Source organism: Rhodococcus sp. 14-2470-1b (assembly GCF_002259415.1).
Taxonomy (GTDB): domain Bacteria; phylum Actinomycetota; class Actinomycetes; order Mycobacteriales; family Mycobacteriaceae; genus Rhodococcoides.
On the sequence record NZ_NPFY01000011.1, the window covers coordinates 123,388 to 143,743 of the forward strand.

At 63.9% G+C, this 20,356-nt stretch carries 19 protein-coding genes; 10 read left to right on the forward strand and 9 right to left on the reverse strand.

Translation table 11 applies throughout. The features are described 5' to 3' along the window. Window positions 1-10 precede the first annotated feature (10 nt). Window positions 11-718, reverse strand: coding sequence for a GAF and ANTAR domain-containing protein (locus CH293_RS07660; RefSeq protein ID WP_037111892.1), 708 nt, complete (start codon window positions 716-718; stop codon window positions 11-13). A gap of 159 nt (window positions 719-877) precedes the next feature. Then, a complete protein-coding gene (locus tag CH293_RS28505) occupies window positions 878-1,000 on the reverse strand; it encodes a hypothetical protein (protein ID WP_255032813.1) in 123 nt (40 codons plus the stop codon). A gap of 174 nt (window positions 1,001-1,174) precedes the next feature. Here CH293_RS28505 and CH293_RS07665 point away from each other — a divergent pair, with 174 nt between their 5' ends. Together CH293_RS07665 and CH293_RS07670 are read left to right on the forward strand one after the other, a co-directional pair. Beyond that, window positions 1,175-3,367 (forward strand): EAL domain-containing protein, encoded by a 2,193-nt coding sequence (locus CH293_RS07665; protein ID WP_094719862.1) that lies wholly within the window; start codon window positions 1,175-1,177, stop codon window positions 3,365-3,367. A 9-nt stretch (window positions 3,368-3,376) separates the two neighbouring features. After that, entirely contained in the window at window positions 3,377-4,180 is an 804-nt protein-coding gene (locus CH293_RS07670; protein ID WP_094719863.1) for a DNA-formamidopyrimidine glycosylase family protein, read from the forward strand. Between the two features lie 4 nt (window positions 4,181-4,184). Here CH293_RS07670 and CH293_RS07675 read toward each other — a convergent pair whose 3' ends face one another. Beyond that, window positions 4,185-4,373, reverse strand: coding sequence for a three-helix bundle dimerization domain-containing protein (locus CH293_RS07675; protein WP_037199516.1), 189 nt, complete (start codon window positions 4,371-4,373; stop codon window positions 4,185-4,187). 209 nt (window positions 4,374-4,582) lie between these two features. Between CH293_RS07675 and CH293_RS07680 the strand changes: the two genes are divergently transcribed. After that, a complete protein-coding gene (locus CH293_RS07680; RefSeq protein ID WP_094719865.1) occupies window positions 4,583-5,635 on the forward strand; it encodes an ABC transporter substrate-binding protein in 1,053 nt (350 codons plus the stop codon). A 30-nt stretch (window positions 5,636-5,665) separates the two neighbouring features. On the opposite strand, the gene CH293_RS07685 is transcribed toward CH293_RS07680, so the two are convergent. From CH293_RS07685 to CH293_RS07700, 4 genes are read right to left on the reverse strand one after another with little or no spacing between them, the layout of a single operon-like run. Beyond that, entirely contained in the window at window positions 5,666-7,252 is a 1,587-nt protein-coding gene (locus tag CH293_RS07685) for an ABC transporter ATP-binding protein (RefSeq protein WP_094719866.1), read from the reverse strand. Continuing rightward, window positions 7,249-8,088 (reverse strand): ABC transporter permease, encoded by an 840-nt coding sequence (locus CH293_RS07690; protein WP_094719867.1) that lies wholly within the window; start codon window positions 8,086-8,088, stop codon window positions 7,249-7,251. Before CH293_RS07690 ends, CH293_RS07685 begins: the two co-directional genes overlap by 4 nt. Next, window positions 8,085-9,044 (reverse strand): ABC transporter permease, encoded by a 960-nt coding sequence (locus CH293_RS07695; RefSeq protein WP_019665654.1) that lies wholly within the window; start codon window positions 9,042-9,044, stop codon window positions 8,085-8,087. The genes CH293_RS07690 and CH293_RS07695 overlap by 4 nt, the downstream gene beginning before the upstream one ends. Continuing rightward, window positions 9,041-10,606: an ABC transporter substrate-binding protein gene (locus CH293_RS07700; protein ID WP_094719868.1), complete on the reverse strand. Its 1,566-nt coding sequence runs from the start codon at window positions 10,604-10,606 to the stop codon at window positions 9,041-9,043. Before CH293_RS07700 ends, CH293_RS07695 begins: the two co-directional genes overlap by 4 nt. Before the next feature lie 210 nt (window positions 10,607-10,816). Here CH293_RS07700 and CH293_RS07705 point away from each other — a divergent pair, with 210 nt between their 5' ends. The 7 genes from CH293_RS07705 to CH293_RS07730 all read left to right on the forward strand — a co-directional run bounded on the left by CH293_RS07705 (window position 10,817) and on the right by CH293_RS07730 (window position 18,649). Further along, on the forward strand, window positions 10,817-11,752 hold the full coding sequence (locus tag CH293_RS07705; RefSeq protein WP_176459939.1) for a TauD/TfdA family dioxygenase: 936 nt from the start codon (window positions 10,817-10,819) through the stop codon (window positions 11,750-11,752). Further along, window positions 11,752-14,031: an arylsulfatase gene (locus CH293_RS07710; RefSeq protein WP_094719869.1), complete on the forward strand. Its 2,280-nt coding sequence runs from the start codon at window positions 11,752-11,754 to the stop codon at window positions 14,029-14,031. The genes CH293_RS07705 and CH293_RS07710 overlap by 1 nt, the downstream gene beginning before the upstream one ends. Before the next feature lie 31 nt (window positions 14,032-14,062). Next, window positions 14,063-15,601: an ABC transporter substrate-binding protein gene (locus CH293_RS07715; RefSeq protein ID WP_094719870.1), complete on the forward strand. Its 1,539-nt coding sequence runs from the start codon at window positions 14,063-14,065 to the stop codon at window positions 15,599-15,601. Window positions 15,602-15,676: 75 nt separating this feature from the next. Next, window positions 15,677-16,078 (forward strand): GntR family transcriptional regulator, encoded by a 402-nt coding sequence (locus tag CH293_RS07720; RefSeq protein ID WP_094720084.1) that lies wholly within the window; start codon window positions 15,677-15,679, stop codon window positions 16,076-16,078. Further along, the gene (locus CH293_RS07725) at window positions 16,075-16,905 is read left to right on the forward strand and encodes an ABC transporter ATP-binding protein (RefSeq protein ID WP_094719871.1); all 831 of its coding nucleotides are present in this window, start codon (window positions 16,075-16,077) and stop codon (window positions 16,903-16,905) included. The genes CH293_RS07720 and CH293_RS07725 overlap by 4 nt, the downstream gene beginning before the upstream one ends. Further along, entirely contained in the window at window positions 16,905-17,954 is a 1,050-nt protein-coding gene (locus CH293_RS28140) for an ABC transporter permease (protein ID WP_176459940.1), read from the forward strand. Before CH293_RS07725 ends, CH293_RS28140 begins: the two co-directional genes overlap by 1 nt. Continuing rightward, window positions 17,951-18,649 (forward strand): phosphotransferase, encoded by a 699-nt coding sequence (locus CH293_RS07730; RefSeq protein ID WP_176459941.1) that lies wholly within the window; start codon window positions 17,951-17,953, stop codon window positions 18,647-18,649. Before CH293_RS28140 ends, CH293_RS07730 begins: the two co-directional genes overlap by 4 nt. Before the next feature lie 53 nt (window positions 18,650-18,702). Here CH293_RS07730 and CH293_RS07735 read toward each other — a convergent pair whose 3' ends face one another. Together CH293_RS07735 and CH293_RS07740 are read right to left on the reverse strand one after the other, a co-directional pair. Continuing rightward, the gene (locus CH293_RS07735) at window positions 18,703-19,422 is read right to left on the reverse strand and encodes a hypothetical protein (RefSeq protein ID WP_141217157.1); all 720 of its coding nucleotides are present in this window, start codon (window positions 19,420-19,422) and stop codon (window positions 18,703-18,705) included. A 113-nt stretch (window positions 19,423-19,535) separates the two neighbouring features. After that, window positions 19,536-20,354: a sialate O-acetylesterase gene (locus CH293_RS07740; protein ID WP_094720085.1), complete on the reverse strand. Its 819-nt coding sequence runs from the start codon at window positions 20,352-20,354 to the stop codon at window positions 19,536-19,538. Between the last annotated feature and the right edge of the window lie 2 nt (window positions 20,355-20,356).

Below are 20,356 nucleotides of genomic sequence, written 5' to 3' on the forward strand. Positions count from 1 at the left end.
CGACTTCCGACTACTGCGACACCGATTCGGCGGCCACGAGTTCCGCGGCAACGTCGTGGAGTCGCTGGTTACGTTCTTGCGACAGCTTGACCAGCAGGTCGAAGGCGCGGAGGGCGTCGATGGAGTACCGCTCCATCAGCATTCCCTTGGCCTGGCCGATGATGTCCCGTCGTGCGAGCGCCGACTTCAGTTGGTCCCGCTCGCGCGCGGCCAGAAGGGCCAGCGCTGCGTGGGTCGCGACGGCTTCCCCGACGACCAGATCGTCCTCGTCGAACGCGTCGGTGCATTTGCTGTAGAAGACCAGGGCGCCGAGGTCGCCGTCACCGGAGTACAGCCGGAACGCAGCCAGGGATCGCACCCCTTCCGCCACCGCGATCTTCGCGAACTGCGGCCACCTCTGCTCACCGTCGAGCTCCCCGGACACGACGGTGTCGAGGTGCCGGAGTTCGTTGTCGATGGGACCTTCGTCCAACTCGTACTGCAGGCGGCACATCTCCTCGGCGACGGAATCCGTCGAGGCGACCACGGTGCGTTTCCCCTTCTCCAGGGTTGTGACGCATCCGTGGTGGACATTGCCGATCAGGTCGATCGACAGCGCCAGGATCTGCTGAACGGTCTCCTCGACCGTGCGGTTGCCCTTGCGCAGGTCACGCGCGAAGTCCGCGAGTCCCGACAACGTCGGCGAATTGTCCGACGCTCGCGCGGTGGGTTCAGCCATCGTTCACCTCAGTCCGAGCTGCATGCAATCAACGTTGATGCAGGTAGCAGCGCGGAACCATGGCGTGCACCTGCTCCGGGTGACGACGCCGCTGCTCGACGGATGCCCCTCCGGTTCGACCACGAACTGCGATCGACGACGCACATCATATCCGGCGTTCTAGAGATCCTCGTCTTCGTCGTCCCAGTTGCCGATCGATCCGAGTCCACGGCTGATGCGCAGAGCGAAGATGAGCGCTATCACGATCCACAGCGCCACGATGCCCAGAATCCACCACCACATTTCGCCAGTGTGCAGGGAAACGAGCAGGTTTGTCGGGCGAAAGGACGAAGTGGTTCGAGTCCGCCATCGTTGGGTATTCGACGGCTCTTGTGCGCTCCCGTGGATTCAGTACTTATCGACTGGACCAGGCCATACCATGTGTTGTCGACTGTCAGTTGGCCTGAAAGGACGGCTATGCCGGATCCGACCGATGACCTGGCCGTACTGCAGGCGTTACTGGACCTGTCGCCCGATCTGATCGCATTGTCGGAATTCTCGGGTGAAGTGCTGTACGTCAATCCGGCCGGACGCGCGCTCGTCGGCCTCGATTCCCTGCCGGACGACGAGGGCCTGACAACCGACATGTTTTTCACCGTTCGCGGCCTCCTGGTGGCCGACGAGGTCGAGGCGAGTCTGAGGCATACCGGTCAGTGGCGGGGATTGAGCGAACTTCGCCATCACCGCACGGACGTCGCCATCCCCGTCGCAGTCTCGGCTTACGTCCTCGAGAGCCACGACGGCTTCCCCGGCAAGATCGCCACGATCATTCGGGACAGGACGGCCGGGCACCACCGCGACGAAGAATTGCAGGCCGTGGCCGCGACGGCCAGACAGCACGCAGCCGAGCAACAAGCGCTCGCCGAACTCAGCCGACTAGCCGTGCACGCAGACCTCGCGCAGTTGATGTCGGCCGCAGCTCTGGCCGCTGCGACGCTTCTGGGCGTCGAATCCGCAGCCGTCGTCCATCAGACGCATGCCGGGGACAGCACCCTGAACGTTCTCGCTGCAAGCCGGACCCTCTCCCCGCGCACGTCCATTCCGGCCGGCAACCATTCGATGGCCGGTTACGCACTGCAGCACAACATCCCGGTTATCTGCCCGGACATCGCCACCGAGGATCGCTTCGACACCTCGACAATGGCAGGACTCGAGATGCGCAGCGGGGCAGCGGTACCGGTGCCTTTCGCCTCATCGGAGCACTGGGGTGCACTGGCGGTGTACGGACACGAGCCACGGATGTACAGTGCCGACGAGATGAGCTTCCTCGCCGCCGTCGCGAGTGTCGTGACGTCAGCGCTCAAACGCGTGGAGCTGGACCGACAGCTGTGGCTCAAGAGCATGCACGACGCCCTGACGTCACTCCCCAATCGGACGCTGGCGTACGAGTTCGTCGACGATGCGCTCATGCGCAACCACTCGGAATGCAGTCACGTTACGCTCTTGCTCCTCGACATCGACGACTTCAAGATCATCAACGACAGCCTCGGACACGAGAGCGGGGACCGTGCACTCGTCCGATTCAGCGAGCGCCTCACCGACGCCGTGGGAGAACGAGGCACCGTAGCCCGACTCGGGGGCGACGAGTTCCTCGTCATGTACCAGAACATCCAGGGACCTGACGAGGCAGAAGAGTTTGCCCGCCACATCATTTCGATGCTGGGCGCGCCTCTGCGCCCGGGTGACGGCCCCATCCCGATGAGCGTCAGCATCGGCATCGCCCTGTCGGAGCCGTCGATGACCCGGCGCGATCTCATTCACCGAGCCGACCTGGCAATGTACCGCGCCAAGGACAGCGGCGACGGCGGGTACGCACTTTTCGACCGCGACGACCTGTACGACGCGGACCGCGTCCGATCGTTGTCGATCGACCTACGGAACGCCCTGGCCGCAGGGGATCTCAGACTGCATTATCAACCGCTGATACAGATCTCCACCGGCAGGATCGTTGCAGTCGAGGCACTGGCACGCTGGAACCATCCGGAGCGAGGACCGATCGAACCGACCGAGTTCGTCGCCGTCGCAGAAAGGACCGGCCTGGCCACCGCCCTGGGCTCGTGGGCGCTCCGCACCGCGTGCGCGCAGGCGGTCCAGTGGAGAACGTTCTCGGACATCACCATCCGTGTGAACGTAAGCGCTCTTCAACTGCGTAACAGCGCTTTTCCCGACGACGTCGCCGCCGTGCTACGCGACACCGGGTTACCTCCGGAGGCCCTCGGCCTCGAAATCACCGAAACGGTATGGGTCTCCGACACCGCCCGCGTCTCCGCGACCCTGGAAGCCCTCGGCGCGATGGGCGTTGCACTGCTGCTCGACGACCTGGGCAAAGGGTACGGCTCCATCGCCTACCTCGACCGCTACCCGACGTTCGAGTGCCTCAAGATCGACAGGTCCTACATCGCCGAACTGCCCGGGGAACGTGCCGAAGCGGTCGTCTCCGCGATCGTCATGCTCGCCACTGCATTCGACGTCACCGTCGTCGGCGAAGGCGTCGAGAACCAGGCGCAGTACGACGCCCTCGTGGCCGCCGGATGCCATCTGGCCCAGGGCTTCCACCTGGGTCGACCCGTCGATGCGGAACGCACGACGGCGCTACTGCGACAAGCGTGAGCACACCGCGTGCCCGAAGGTGACTCCGTTTACCGCCTCGCCCGACGCCTGAGAGCGGCGCTGGACGGGCGAACACTGCGCATCGGCAGGTTGAATGTCCCGGCGCACGCGACCGTCGACCTCGCCGGGCGGGTGATCACCGGGCACCGCACCCATGGCAAACATCTGTTCACCGACTTCGACGACGGGACCGCGCTGCACACCCACCTGAAGATGACCGGATCCTGGACCGTCACGCGTCCCGGCCGCCGACTACCCGCACGCTTGACCCCCGACGTCCGAGTTCACCTGTCCTGCACGGACGGACCCACCGCCTATGGTCTGACGCTTCCCGTCGTCGACTACGGCTCCCGATCCGACATGAACCGACTTCTCGCGCACCTCGGGCCCGACCCGCTGCACGACGATTTCGATGCCGCGTTGGCCACATCGAACGTCAGGGCGCAAGGCGGCGTGCCGATCATCTCGGCCTTGCTCGATCAACGCGTCATAGCCGGGCCCGGAAACCTCTGGGCCAACGAACTCTGCTTCTTGCGTGGACTGCACCCGCAGCGACCAGCCGACTCGGTGGATGCACCCGCGCTCGTCGCGTTACTGCACCGCGCGATGACACATTCCGCAACAGTCGACGGAGTCCATCAGATCACCACGGGTGACCGACGAAAAGGACGGCAGCACTGGGTCGCCGGCCGAGCAGGCAAGCCCTGCCTTCGCTGCGGGACCATCATTGCAGTCACTGCCGAAGTCCCCGGTGATCCCGCGCGACGCCGAACCTGGTGGTGCCCCTCCTGCCAGCCGGCAGCATCGGGTTAGGGCATCAGGACAGGCGCGCGACCGCGTCCTTCTCCACGAACAGCGGCACGAAATCACGGATCGACCCACCGTCGAACTTGCGATGCGCTTCCGCGACGGCCGCGTCGACATCTGCCTCGGGGAACCGGGCAGCAAGCCTCGAACGGATCTCGTCGAGGGCGCGCTGTTCTTCTGTGGTGATGGTCTGCTGCATGCCACAGATGATGCCCGTGCGACGCTCGGTTTTCAAAGGACATCCGTGCACTAACTTGATATTCGTTCAGCTCAGCGGCGCTGTGCGCTGCAGCGATGCGGTGAACGTCACGTTCGGCGCGACAGGCCAGCATCTCCCACATCCCATGCGAAATAGAGTAGCGTAGCCTAACCTCTCGTCCGAATTGTCTACTTCGAAGGGGCCTGTCCATGCACTCCACCACTGCGAAGCGTCGCTGGTCGCGCCTGATACCCGTAGTCGCCGCGACGGCCGCGCTGGCGCTCGTCGGATGCTCGTCGTCCGAGAACCCGGAGGAAGGCGGTACCGATTCCCCGACTGCCGGCCTCCTGCCCGACGCCGAGGGCACCACGCAGTACCCCCTCACCGTGGACACATGGGCGGGCGATTTCGTCATCGAAGAGCGCCCCGAACGCGTTGCCGTGATCGGCTTCAACACCGGCCTGGACGCCCTCCAAGCACTCGACGTCACGCCGGTGTACGCGCTGACAGAGGATCCGGTCTGGGAATGGCGAGACACCGACTACTTCTCGCAGATCGAATTCGTCGACGGAGCGACCCGCAGCGACCCGGTGAACTTCGAGAACATCGCCAACACCAACCCCGACGTCATCATCTCGCTGAACTACGGACTCGAACAGACGGACGTGGATCGCCTCACCGACATCGCACCCTACGTCGACCTGTCCACCGTCCCGGGTGACAAAGCGGACTGGCGCGAGGGCCAGCGCGTCGTCGGCGAGGTTCTCGATCTTCAGACTGCTGCGGAAGCCGTCATCGACGAGGCCGACCGCAGAATCGCCGACGTCGCCGCCGCACATCCCGAGTACGAGGGCAAAACCGTCACGATCGCAACGGATTACGCCGGCAGCGGCATCGACTACTACTCCGTCGCAGGCGGCACCGCCGAATCCTTCATGACTGATCTGGGATTCACTCCCAATCCCATCGCCGCCGAATTCACCGACGATCCCGCCGTCGCCGACGAAGCACTCGAGAAACTGGACGGCGACATCCTGATCGTCTCGTACTTCGACGACGCCACCCAGCAGGCCAGGGAGTCCTCCGGGCTCTTCCAGCGCCTCCCGCCCGTCGTCGACGGCCGCTACCACGCCGTCAACGACGCCCAGCCGAACTCGGGATCACAGGCCACCTGGGTCCTCCGCCGCGGCGCCAGCGCCCTCAGCCTCCCCTGGGCCGCGGACACCATCTCCGACATCTGGCTCGCCGATGTCGTGAAGTAACCCTCCGTCACCCGTGCGCGCCGAACCGCCTCATCCGGCCCGCACGGGTGCAGTGGGTGCACTCTCGATCAGATGTCGGGTGTACTCGTGTTGTGGGTTCCGGAACACCTCAGCGGCGAGCCCCTCCTCCACCACTGTCCCGCGCCGAAGTACGACGACCCGATCGGCGACGCTGTCCACCACAGCCAGGTCATGGCTGACGAAGAGGCAGGCGAAGCCGAATTCTTCCCGCAACTCGGCGAACAACTCCAGTACGTGAGCTTGCACCGACACATCGAGCGCGCTCGTCGGCTCGTCCGCTACCAGCAGCTTCGGCGACAGCGCGAGAGCCCGAGCCAGTGCGACGCGCTGACGCTGCCCACCCGAGAGCTCCGACGGTCTGCGGTCCACGAAGTCCGCTGGTAAACGGACCGATTCGAGCAGTTGCTTCGTCCTCGACCGCACCTCGGCGCCGGTGGCCACTTTGTGCACCACCAGAGGCTCACCGATGCTCTGCCCGACGCTTCGGCGCGGGTCCAGCGAGGCCGCAGGATCCTGATGCACCAGGGCGACGCCTCGCCGAAGCGCCCGCAATTCCGACGCACGCAAGTGTCCGACCGTCGCCCCGAGTAGCTCGACTCGGCCGGTGGTCGCAGGCACCAACCCCAGGGCCAGTCGACCGAGAGTCGTTTTGCCCGAACCGGATTCACCGACCAACCCGAGAACTTCGCCGGCCGAGAGCGTCAGGTCGACGCCCTCGATCGCGGTGAAGGACGCCGCACCGAAGCGACCCGGATACACGACGGAAACGTCGCTCAGACGGAGGACCTCGGCGGATCTTTTCTCGTGCACCCGATCACGGACCTCGTGCAGTCGTGGAACCGCGTCGAGTAGATCGCGGGTGTAAGGGTGCGACGGATCGGAGAACAACCGGTCCACCGGCTGCCTCTCGAGCACTCGGCCCTCGCGCATCACCACGACCGAATCGGCGATCTCCGCGACGACCCCCATGTTGTGGGTGATCAACAGAATGGCTGTGCCACGAGTCTTACGCAGCCGCTGCAACAGGTCGAGTATCTCGGCCTGCACGGTGACGTCCAGCGCTGTGGTCGGCTCGTCGGCGATCAGAAGGTCAGGTTCACCGGACAGTGCGAGGGCGATGACGACACGCTGCTTCTGACCCCCGGACAGCTGATGCGGATACCAATCGACCCGGGATGCGGCGTCGGGAATCTCCACCAGTTCCAGCAGTTCGATTGCCCGGCAGCGAGCCTCGGACTTGGATATCCTGCCGTGTGCCTGCAGAGCTTGCGTGATCTGCCACCCGATCTTCTGGACCGGGTTGAGAGCGGTCTGCGGCTCCTGGAAGATCATCGCTGCCCGGACGCCTCGGACGGACCCGAGCAGAGCCTCGTTCGCGCCGATCAACTGTGTGTCTCCGAGAGTCACCGAGCCGGTCGCGTCGGCACCGTCGGGTAGCAACCCGAGAATCGTTCGGGCCGTGAGCGACTTACCGGAACCGGACTCACCCACCAGTGCGACTATCTCACCGTCGTCGACGCCGATGCTCACTCCGTCGACGACCGGTGCAGCCGTCCCGAACGCGATGGTGAGATCTTCGATCTTCAGTAAGGTCATGACCGGCGCTCCCGTCCGATGCCCTGGGCGATGAGGAGAAAGCCGAGGACGAGCAGTGCGACGACGACGAGCGGTCCGACAGCGAACGCCGCGTTGATGTCCAGATTCGGGATGGAGTCGGAGATGATCGACCCGAGCGACGGTTCCGGCGGCCGGACGCCGATACCGATGAAACTCATCGCACTCTCGACGAACACGGCGAGGGAGAGCGACAGCGCTACCTGAACTCCGATGGGCTCCAGCGAGTTCGGCAGCACGTGCGTGCGCAGGACGAACAGTTTGCCCGCTCCGATGACCTCGGCCGCTTCGACGTACGGTTGTTCCCGCACCTTCAGCACCGATGTTCTGATCAACCGACCGAAAATCGGCAGCTCGGCCAGGACGATCACCACGCCGACGGTGAACGCACCAGGACCGATGATGGCGGCGAGCGTGATGGCGAGGATCAAGGCGGGGAAGGCCAGCACGACGTCGAAGATTCGTTGTGCGGCAGTGTCGGCCGCCGGATGCAGCGTCGACACCAACCCGACGAGACCACCGATGATCGCACCGATCGGCACCGCGACAAATGCGATCTCGAGATCGATTCTGATGCCGTACAGCACTCGCGAGAGCACGTCGCGGTTGACCTGGTCGGTTCCCAGCCAATGATCCGCGTTGGGCGCCAGCAAGTTTGCGCCGGAGATCTGTTCCAGCGGATCGTACGGAGCCAACAGCGGAGCGAAGATACCGGCCAGCGCAATGACACCGACGATGATCACTCCCACCAGCCCCTGACCACTCGTCAGGCCACTCCACCTGGTCCGCGTCCCTACTGGTTCGTCGAGGACGGTCATGACGGTGCTCCGATGCGAATCCGGGGGTCGAGGTAGGCGTGCACCACATCGGTCAGGAGCTGGACTGCGACGAACACCGTCACGGACAACAGCAGCAAGACCTGCACGACGGGGTAATCACGCCGGCTGATGCCCTGCTCGATCAACTGACCGATACCTGGCCACGCGAAGATCGCCTCGACCAGAACAGCACCCCCGAGCAACTGCCCGGTCTGCAGACCCAACGCGGTGACCATCGTGGGCAGTGCGTTTCGCAGCGCCGAGCGCGACACCAGATTCCACTGCGACACTCCCAGGGACCGAGCTGTGGTGATGTAAGGCTGTTTCAGTTCGGTGCGCAGGGACTCCGTCAGAAACCGCGTCAGAGCGGCCGCCACCGGTAATGCCAGGCACACGGCGGGGAGAAGCAGATACTGCACGGTGATGTCGGGACGAGCGAGGAACCCGTCGGGCGGTACCCCGCCCGCCGGCAGTACCGGCAGCAACACAGCGAAAAACAGAACGAGCAGCACACCGGACACGAACGGCGGCAACGCCACGGCAACGGTGTTGGCACCGTTGACCAGCGCGGTGAGCCAGCGTCTCGGCCACGCCACGGACGCAACCGAAAGCCCGACCGACACCACGACCGCCAGCAGCAGCGCCGTCACCGACAGCACGACGGTGTTGAGCAGGCCGTCGAACACCAGGTCCGCAATGGTTCCGCCGATGACGTACGAGCGCCCGAGGTCGAACGTGACCACGCCCCAGAGCCAGGTCGAGTACTGCACCGGGATCGATTTGTCCAGTCCCAGTTGCGCTCTGATCGCGGCGATGGATTCCTCGGACGCGTCGGGCCCGGCCAACGTCGTCGCGGCGTCACCCGGTACCAGGCGAAGCACCAGGAAGATGACGACGGACGCGAGGAACAGTACGAGCAGTGCCGACGGAATCTTGTGCAGCAGGTAGCGCGTCATGACAGAAAGACATCCGTCAGCAGGACTTCCGATCGCTTCGTCCAATCGAGACCGTGCACGCTGTTGGCGGTGACAACCTGGTTGAACGTCACGCCGATCTCGATCAGGAACAGGCTTTCGAGCAACTCCAGGCTGACCGCCGAGTACTTCTCCTTCGCCTCGTCGCCGGTGCCGTCGGCCACTTGCCACGCCGCGTCGGCAGCAGCCTGATACGAGGGCGACTCGTACCGTGACGCGTTCTTCAGTGCATTGAACGGATACGCGCTGACCGTCAGCGTCGACGGCGTGTACTGCGCCCAGGAATGGAACGTCACCCACAGCGCGGGGAACTGTTGCCCGATCAGCTGTTTCACGAACGCGGCACTCTCGACCGGATCGAGTTCGACCGTGACGCCGATCTCGGCCAGGTTCGCCTGCACGATCTGCGCGGTCGCCTCGTAGTACGGGTTTCCCGCCTGATAGGTCAGCGGCAGGGCGGGAATGTTTCCGACCTCGGCGACCAACGCTTTCGCGCGGTCCGTATCGAGAGTGAAGGTCGCGTTGAGGTCCTCGTCGTACGCGGGTGACGTCTTCGGCCACGGAACATTGATCGGGTATCCGGCACCCCGGAATACCTCGGTGATGATCCGGTCACGGTCCAGCGCGAACGCGATCGCCCGACGCAGCCGGACGTCGGACAGTGCCGGGTTCTGCACGTTGGTGCCGACGTAGATCTGCAGCTCGGCACCTTCGAGGTTGTTGCTCGTGTGTGCTCCGCCGTTCGCGAGCGTCTCCGCGTCGCGGTAGTTGATGTTGGTGACCGCCTGCACCTGACCCGACCTGATGGCGTTCGTCAACGCCTGGGCGTCGGGGATGATCGACACTTCCACGCGGTCCAGATACGGGCGCTCCGGCACCCGGTAACTGTCGTTGCGGACGAAGGTGAGCGACTGGTTCGGCGTGCGTTCGGTGAGAACGAAAGGACCGGTACCGACGAACTTCTCACCCGTCCTCAGCTGGTCGATCGATTCGCTGTCCAGGATCGGGACGGTGTCGAGGAGATCGAAGATGTTGCCCAGGGGGTGCGCGAAAGTCAGTACGAGCCGGTGCGGATCGGTGGTGTCGAAGGCCGTGATCGCCGCCGCGGTACTGCGCAACTGCGCCGTCCACGTGGGGTCCGCATAGGTGCGAATCGAGAACTCGGCATCCGTCGAGGTGAACGGCCTCCCGGAATGGAACGTGACATCGTCTCGCAGTTCGAGCGTGAGCGACAGGCCGTCGTCGGCGAGTGTCCACGACTCTGCAAGCAAAGGCGTCGGCGATACCTCGTCGTGCGGATACCGGATCAAGCTTTCGTAGACGAGGCCGATGACCGTTGTCGCACCCGCAGTGTTGGTCAGGAAGTTCGCCGGCACTACGTCCTGCGTCACCGCAGTTTTCAGCGTCCCGCCGCGCACCGGGGTCGCGTCGGACGAGCCTGCGTCCTGCTGCTCACCCACCGCGGACGAGCATGCGGCCGCACCGAAGATGGCCAGCGCGCTCAGGCCCGCACCGCGCAGCAGAGTGCGCCGGTCGAAAGACATGTTTGTACTCAAGAGGATTCGCTTTCAAGGAGAGACGCAAGTGTGCAGCGAAGCTAGCACCGGCACCTCCGGAACCACAACGTTTCGAGGCACTTGCAATCTTCGTGATCCAAACTGTGGATTGCTCGACGGTTCTATGGTGCGGTGATTCAATCCCGCACTGCGCCTCAGTTTTTCGCGCAGTGCACCTCCGACGGAAAGGCTCGCTCCATGTCAGTAGACACCGTTCCCGCGACAACCCTTCGGGCAGTGAAGGTCGGCGGCAAGATCGGCGCGCGTATCGAGGGTGTCCGCCTGGGCGGTGACCTGGACACGGAGACCGTCGACTTCATCCGGCGCGCACTGCTCGAACACAAGGTCATCTTCTTCAGCGGACAGGACCACCTCGACGACGAAAGTCAGTACGCGTTCGCCGAGCTTCTCGGTTCTCCGACGACGCCGCACCCCACCGTGACGTCGCGGGGCACGAAGACCCTTGCCATCGACTCCGAGTACGGCAAGGCCAACAGCTGGCACTCGGACGTCACGTTCGTCGACCGCATCCCCAAGGCTTCGATTCTTCGCGCCGTGCAGCTCCCGGAATACGGCGGAAACACCACCTGGGCATCGCAGGTCGCAGCCTACGAGAGCCTCCCGGACTCGCTGAAGGCTCTCGTCGACAATCTGTGGGCGACGCACTCGAACGCCTACGACTATTCCGCGACGTCCGCAGAGAGGATCCAGAACGAGAAGTCGGCGGAGTATCGAAAGGAATTCCAGTCCACGTACTTCGAGACCGAGCACCCTGTGGTGCGCGTCCACCCCGAAACCGGTGAGAAGACCCTCGTTCTCGGCCACTTCATCAAGGGATTCATCGGCCTGCCGACCAAGGAATCACAGGTGCTGTTCAACCTTCTCCAGGACCGGGTGACCAAACTGGAGAACACCGTTCGGTGGACGTGGTCACTCGGCGACGTCGCGATCTGGGACAACCGCGCCACCCAGCACTACGCCGTGGCCGACTGGGACGACCAGTACCGACGACTCGAGCGCATCACCCTCGCCGGTGATGTCCCGGTCCACCCGAACGGGCAGAAGAGCCGCGTCGTCGCCGGCGACGCGGAGCACTACTCGGTCATCGACGAGCCAGTCCTCATCTCTCTCTGATGTCGATCCCGCCCTACGCGCGGGGGTACGACGGATTCGAGGGTCGAGTCGGCAGAACGGCTGCCGACTCGACCCCGGCCTGGGCCTATCCTCCGTCCGCACCCCCTGGTGCCCCCAACATCGTCGTCATTCTGATCGACGACATGGGCTTCAGTGACACCGGTCCTTACGGCTCGGAGATCGACACTCCACACCTCGACCGGCTGGCCGCGTCGGGTGTGCGTTTCACCAATTATCATACGACTCCGCTGTGTTCACCGTCCCGCGCGTCACTTCTGACCGGCATCAACGCTCACCGCGCGGGCTACGGTTACGTATCCAACGCCGACCCCGGTTTTCCGGGTTTACGTCTCGAGCTCGCGGACGACGCGCTGACACTACCGGAGATGTTGCGTGACAACGGGTATGCCACCTATGCCGTCGGAAAATGGCACCTCGTCCGCGATGCGAACATGGGCCCTGGCCGAACAAAGGATTCGTGGCCGACGCAGCGCGGATTCGACCGCTACTACGGGTCGCTCGAAGGGCTGAACTCGTTCTTCCACCCCAATCAGTTGACCTCCGACAACGGCGCGGTCGAAACCGAGGAATACCCCGAGAACTATTACCTCACGGACGATCTGACCGATCACGCCGTCGGCTACATCAAGGATCTACGAGCACACTCGCCGAAGCCGTTCTTTCTGTACTTCGCGCACGTGGCGATGCACGGCCCACTACAGGCCAAGCAAGCAGATCGTGCGAAGTACCGGGGCAAGTACGCCGCCGGGTGGGACAGGCTGCGCGAAAGTCGATTTGCCCGGCAACTCGCGGACGGACTCTTCCCCGAGGGAACACGGCAAGCACCGCGGAACAGCGAACCCGGATACGACGTCGAACCATGGGACTCGCTCACCGAGGATCAGCAACGACGCTTCGCGCGCTACATGGAAGTCTATGCAGGCATGGTCGACAGCATCGACCAGAGCATCGGACGTGTACTGCAGGTCATCGAGGACCTCGGTGAACTCGACAACACCATCGTGGTGTTCACCTCGGACAACGGAGGGACAGCGGAAGGCGGGCCGGAAGGGACACGGAGTTACTTCGCGGAGTTCGCAGGCGTGAAGGATCCGGACTGGGTCGGCGACGTGCCCCACGACGAAGATCTCATCGGGACAGCACGGTTGGGAGTGCACTATCCGCGTGGGTGGGGCCAGACATCCAATACGCCGTTCCGGTTCTACAAGGGTCAGACATTCGCCGGCGGTGTGCGCGTGCCCTTCGTGCTGTCGTGGCCGGCAGGGCTACCCGCGCGCGGAGAAATCCGCCATCAGTACGCGTACGTAACCGACCTGGCGCCGACACTACTCGACCTCGCAGGACTGAACGTGCCCGCCGAACGGCAAGGTCGTCCTGCCCTGACGTTCGACGGTGTGTCGTTCGCCGAAGTACTACGTTCCAACGACCCGTCGCGACACCTCGAACAGTATTCCGAGATCACCGGACATCGCGGCTTCTACCGAGACGGCTGGAAGCTACTCGCCCTCGCGGGAGAGGACGTCGGCGCCCCGCAGTGGCAACTGTTCGACGTGCATACCGACCCGACCGAACTACACGACGTATCCACGGACTTTCCGGACAAGGTCGCCGAACTCGCAACTGCTTGGGAGCGCGCTGCGTGGGAGAACACGGTATTCCCGTTGGTCACGCGCGCCGACCTCGCACGGCGCAGGCCCGAAGAAGCGCAGCTGTCCCACCCTGTCACGCTCCTTCCTGGAACGCCCACCCTGGAGCGCTACCGGTCGTCGAAGCTGATCGCCTACCGAGACTTCTCGATCGACGTTGCTCTCGGAAGTGTCGCCGACGGGGTACTCGTGGCGCACGGCGATCCGCAGGGCGGGTACATCCTCTACGTGGAGGACGGACAGATCGTGTTCGGCTTGAACAGTTTTGGACACTACAGATCGGTGAGCGCGTCACTGCCACCGGATGCCTCCCTCGTCACCCTCGACGCCGTGGTGGCACCGGGATTGCGATGGGACTTCGCCGTATCGGTCGACGCTGTGCACGTAGCAGCACTCCCGAACCAAGTCCAACTGGTCGCGATGGCACCGTGGACCGGCATCTCCGTCGGAGTCGACTCGAGAGGACCGGTGTCCTGGGACCTGCGCGAACGCCGAGGAGTCTTCCGATACACCGGTGCACTGCAGTCGGTCACCTACCGCCCAGGACCGGTACGGGTTCCCCCGGTGACAGTCGACCGCATCGAGACCGAGGCAGAGATTCTCGCGGACTAGGACATTCACGGCTCCGAACAGAAAGGCTCACATGATTTCCCGCAGAGGATTCCTGACCGGCACAGCGGGAGGAGCAACGGCATTGCTCCTCGCCGCGTGCTCGTCGGCGGTCGAGGAAGCGAAGAGCGGATCGGGAGAGACAGGCGGCACACTGGTGATCGGAACACTCAGCGACCTCAACCCCGCGACCATCTTCTCCCAGTCACTGACCTCCATGACCATCGGCGGACTCGTCTTCGACACACTCGTCCGCCTCGACCCCGATACGCTCGAACCGACTCCGCGCGTCGCCACCTCATGGGAGGTTTCCGACGACGGCCTCACCGTGACCCTGCAGCTCCGCGAGGACGTCACATTCCATTCGGGTCGACCCTTCACGTCCAAGGACGTCGAGTACGCGTTCACGAACCTCGCGAAGGACACTGCCGGTTCGCAATTGCAGGCAGCCGCGCGCACGATCGAGGCGGTGGACACCTCCGACGACCACGTCGCCGTACTGACCTTGACGCATCCCCTGGTCAACCTCCACGACCTCCTCGAGTTCACCCTCCTCACCGACTCCGACACCGAAGCCGCACTGCTCGCAGGCGAACAGTTCGTGGGCACCGGCCCCTTCGTCTTCGATTCCTGGCAGCGCGGCCGGCAGTCGGATTGGAGTCGCAACGGGAGCTACTGGGACACCCCCGCATTGCTGGACAAGGTCACCATCCGAGTGGTACCCGACAACTCCGCACTCCTGTCCTCGGTGCGCTCCGGTCAGACCAACGCCGTCATCGGTGTATCCGCCCAGGACGCCAGGCCCTTCTCGGGCGACGGATACCAGGTCGAGAACGAAGACGTGTTCGACGTGGCGTACTACGTCGGGGCGAACGTCGTGGACCCGGCGTTGGCCGACAAACGAATCCGACAAGCAATCTCCTACGCAGTCGACCGCGAGCGAATCCTCGACGAGGTACTCGGCGGCGTCGGTATCGCCTCCAGCGCCCCCTGGCCGGAGTCCTCGCCTGCCTACGACGAGGCCACCCGCGACTTCTACTCCCGCGACCTCGACAAGGCACGCCAGCTACTCGCCGACGCAGGAGGCCCACCGTCACAACCCGTATTGCTCTCCTACGGAACCGGTCTCGCACCGGCACGGAACATCGCCGCGATCATCGAGAACAATCTCGCCGACATCGGATTCACCGTCACCCTCGACCCACGCGAACAAGCGACACTGTCACCGTTCCTGAACAGCGGCCAACACCAACTGTGGATCAACCCACACGGCTTCGCCCAACTCAACCCGTCGACCCTCGCCACCGGCGCTGCACCGTTCAAGCCTGCAAAGAACCTGTCGGGCTACACCTCACCCGAATACACTGCCATCGTCGACCGCCTCTGGACGCAAGCCGACCCGGAAAGCGACACGGCCACAGCGTCGTACACGGAGTTCTCGAATCTTCTGCTCGACGAGCAGTTCGTCATCGACCTCGCCATCACCACGAACACCAACGTCTACTCCGCCGGCGTCTCGGGCATCGAATGGAATCGATACAAAAATTTGATTCTGAACCGCGCAACGGTCTAGGAACTCGGCGCCGATGGTTGACATCGGCGCCGAGGTCTGTCACTAATTAACTACAACATTAGTGAAAGGGTGTTGGTGATCGAGTTCAGGATTGATCGGAAGTCGGGAATCCCGACGTACGTGCAGCTCGCCCTGCAGGTCAGACACGCTCTACGACGCGGCGACCTCGCCCTCGGCGACAAACTGCCCACAGCCAAGGACGTCGTGTCCACCCTCGCGATCAATCCCAACACGGTGCTCAAGGCGTACAAGGAGCTCGAACACGACGGTCTCGTCGAGGGCAGGCCAGGCCTGGGTACGTTCGTCGTCGGATCGCTGGCGAAAGCCGGGATGGCCGAAAAGAACGCCCTCGCAGGTGAACTCGACACCTGGGTGAGCCACGGCGCGAGCGCCGGACTCGACCGCTCCGATCTCCAAGCGCTCTTCGAGGCTGCACTCGACCGCGAATTCCCCGAACCGGAAGGACGACCGACGTGACCGAATCAGTGCTCGAGGTGTCGGAGGTGAGCAAATCCTTCCGCGGCACCACCGTCCTGGACTCGTGCTCCTTCGAACTGCAACGAGGATCGATCACCGCCCTCGTCGGATCCAACGGTGCAGGCAAGACAACCCTGATGTCGGTCATTGTCGGACTTCTGAGCCCCGACTCCGGGTCGGTCACCGTCCTCGGCAACACCGTCGGAGATCGAGGAATTGCACCCGGATTGTCCTACCTCGCACAACACAAACCTCTGTTCGCCCGGTTCACTGTCGCCGAAATACTGCGATTCGGCCGCGCCACCAACGACATGTGGGACGACGCCTACGCATCGAGGATCGTCGACGAGGCGGGCATCGCAACCACCAGCAGAATCAGGACATTGTCGCCGGGCCAGAGGACTCGCGTCGCCGTCGCCCTAGTCCTGGGCAGGCTTCCGGAGATCGTCCTGCTCGACGAACCACTCGCCGATCTGGACCCGGCTGCCCGACGCGCAGTTGCGCAAACCCTGATGCGCGACGCCGCGGAACGAGGAACCACCATCGTGCTGTCCTCGCATGTGCTGGCCGAACTGGTCGACGTGGCCGACCGACTGCTGTTGCTGCGCGGAGGTTCGATGCAGCTGGACGGAGAGACCGAGAACATCGTGAACGAACACTATGTGCACATCGATCCGGACCAGCCTCCGACCGGCGACATCGTCGGCTCGACAATCGGATCGACGTCGACCACCCATGTAGTGCGAGGTCCGCGTCCGACCGATGTGCGTACCTCCCCCGCCACGCTCGACGATGTCGTGCTTGCGTACCTCGGCGAGGTGAGCTGATGTTCTGGGTCACGTATCGCCAGTTTCGCGCTACTCTGCTCGGCACGCTCGGCGTCATCGCACTCGTGGGCGCCCTGTCACTTCTGGCGTCGCTCAGCCTTCGAAACTATGCCTTCGGCAGTTCGTTCGGTCAGCTCGACCTCTGCTACGGCACCGGATCTACCGCGTGTGTTGCCCAGACAACTCTGACTGCAACCACGTTGCTCACTGCCGCGCTACCGTTCCTCATCGGACTCTTCGTCGGAGGGGCAACGTTCTCCCGTGACATCGAGCGCGGCACTCACGTACTGTCGCTGTCTCAGTCAGTCGGCCGGCTCCGCTGGTACTTCTGCCGAGTACTGATCGTGTTCGTTCCCGTCGTTCTCGCGATGTTGGTGCTGGGAATCCTGTTCCTCAGGGTGCGCGCCACGAACAACGTGTGGTCGAGTTTCTCGGGGTTCGAGCACTCACGCTTCGTGTTTCCGATCTTCGAGACGTCAGCCCTTGCACCCGCCGCCTACACCCTGGCAGCTCTCCTGATCGGCAGTGCGTTCGCACTTCTCCTGCGGCACAGCGTCGGAGCGATGGTGCTCACGTTGATCACCACCGTCGGGCTGCTGGTGTTGTTGACGGCAGGCTTGCGCCCGCACTACGCCACCCCGCTCGTCGAGGCCAGGCCACTGGTCGATGTTGTCACCACCGGTGAATACCTCGGCTACGGCTCCTCGTCGCGGTGGACAGTGGACTCCAACTATGTGGACGCACAGGGCAACAAGCTGACCATCGACTACAACGCGTGCAACGAAGACCAATCGTTCTACGAACAATTCGACCAAGATCCCGACGAAACGTACGCCGCGTACGAGGCTCGGACGGACGAACTGAACCGGCAACAGATCGCTCGCCGCGCCGACTGCCTGGCCGCCCAGGGCGCTGACCGATTCGAGGTCGAATACCACGTCGACAGCCAGTTCTGGAGATTCCAGGCGACGGAAGCTGCCTTGTTGCTGACGCTTTCCGCGCTTGTCCTCGGCGTGTCGACCCTGCTCGTCCGTCGCCTGAGGCCGTGACGTCCCTCGATACCAGCTGGCCGGGAATCACTCTCGATTCCCGCCTCGCAGGCGGATCACGAACCGAGGCGTGGACCGGTTTCTACGCCGGGTCCCGCGTGGTCGTACGGAAGTCGACACGATCGCCGGAATCTCGCCTCTGGGAATGGACGTTGCTGAACCATCTCGTGCAGCAAGGCATCGGCGTCCCGCACCTCGTTCGCACGGCCGACGGCCGGCTCGATCACGACGGTTGGCATGTCTACCCCTTCGTCACCGGAGAACACCCCGACCAGGATGACCCCCGACAGGCGGCTGCCCTGGCAGCGGTACACGCCGCCACCACCTCATGGCCGCAACGACCTGGGTCTGCATCAAGCGTGGACCTGCACCTCGGCGATCGAGGCGGCGACATCGACTTCGGTTCGATGCCAACGGAACTGGTGGCGACAATTCGCAATGCGTGGTCGCAGGCGGGGTCCGGGGTCACCAGTGTCGTCCACGGTGATGCCGGACCCTCCAACGCCATCATCGATGCTCGCGGCCGATGCGTACTGATCGATTGGGACGAAGCGCGTGTGGACCACACATTCTTCGACCTACCCTCAGGCCCGTTCGAAAAGCGGGCAGCGCTGGCGTGGGAGGTCGCTACGTGCTGGGGTACCGAGCCCGACTACGCTCGTCGACTTGCCTCCAGGCTTCGGACGCGGGAGTGATGTAACAATTGCGTCGATTACAGACGGTTTCCCGGCTGAGATCGACGCAACTGTCACACAACGCCCGACCACAGCAGTTCAGGGTCCAGCGCCAGGTACCGCAACTCGTCGAGAGACAACGGAATACCGTCACTGCCCGACGACGACGCCACGACGTTCGTTCCGTCCGGTGCGTAGACACGCACGATGTTGCTGTAGGACCGCACCCCGTCCCACTGCATCCACGTGTTCTGGGTATCGACAACGGTTCCACCGATCAGGGTCTCGCGAGCATCGAGCCACCCCGCTCGGCACGGTTCCGGTCCGTCGAACGAGCGGGTGATGTTCACGTGCACCTCACCCTCGACGTCGCCGCGGAGCACCGTCGCCTCCGCCGATGTACCCGCGTCGTACTCGTCCGTCACCCCCGGCACGGGCTGGAACACGAACTGTTTGCCGTAGAACGGCCCGCGCGAACCGGACACGATCACCACGTCGTCGGGTACCGCCTCCTGAGCAGCACGTGACATGGCATTGGCCTTCTCCGACGTCAACCACGGGTAGTCCGGGTGGTCGTAACCCAACGGTCCCGAGAAGCCGATGCCATACGACACCCCTTCTTCAGGCGGTTCGACCGAGTCGCACCCCGGAATGTCGACGGGATACTCCACCGGCTCGGCAACGTAACCGGATGCGGGGTCCACTGGATCGTTCGTCACCCAGCCCGCCACAATCCCCACCACCACTATGGCCACGATCACGGCAGCATCGGACAACCCGAATTTGTTCTTCATCGACTTCATCGTCGGTCCCCGCTGGCCTCTCGTTACTGGCCGGGAATAATCGCTCGAAAGTTACATTTTCTCCGACCAAACAGCTTCGATGGTCCATTCGAGCGACACCGGGTTCAGATGGAGCTGAATGCCGCCCACATGCGTGAGCCCAGGTCACGCTGCCCCGCGGCGTTGTAGTGGATTTTCTCGGTTTCGCTGTTGTAGAGGCCCTCCGGGCCGGGGACGAAGGCGACGCGGGGCCGACGGTGGGGGGTGTCTCGGTGCACGGCATCGATGACGGGATAGTCCTGGTGTCCCGACGCTATTTCGTCGGGAACCATTTGGCCGATGACGAAGGGTATGTCGCCGAATTCCTCTCGGACGGTGTCGATCACGCTGTCCAGTTTCTGTGCGTACACGGGCCCGGGTGTCAGCGGCACGTCGGATTCGCCTTGGTGCCACAGCACTGCGGCCAGTTCGTTGCCGGGGTGCAGGGCGAGGGCGGATCGGATGCGCTCCATGCCGTTCCAGAACAGGTTGAGTCGGGCGGCGCGGTCGGCGGGGTCCCAGGTCACTCCGTTGACGCGCGCGAATGCCGAGTCGCCCCGTGCGTACGGGACCAACAGCACGGGCCGGCCCGTCGAGTCCGCGAGTTCCCTGGCGAAGACGGGTGCGAATCCGACTGCTTTGGAGGGCACTTCGTGGAACAGGGGGTCACATCCTGCGACGATGGTGTTCTTCGACTTCCCCGACGCAGCCCACTGGTGGACTCTCGGATGCGGCGCGTCGAGTCCGCTCATGTCCAATCCCACCCCGGCGCCATGCGCGTTGGACTGCCCCAGGACGGCGACGACCAGGTACGGCTCGTCGAACACCGTGACGGGCAGACCGGTTCCCAGTCGCCGCTTGATCACGTCTTTGGCACGCACTTCGAGGTTCTTCAGACGTCCCACGG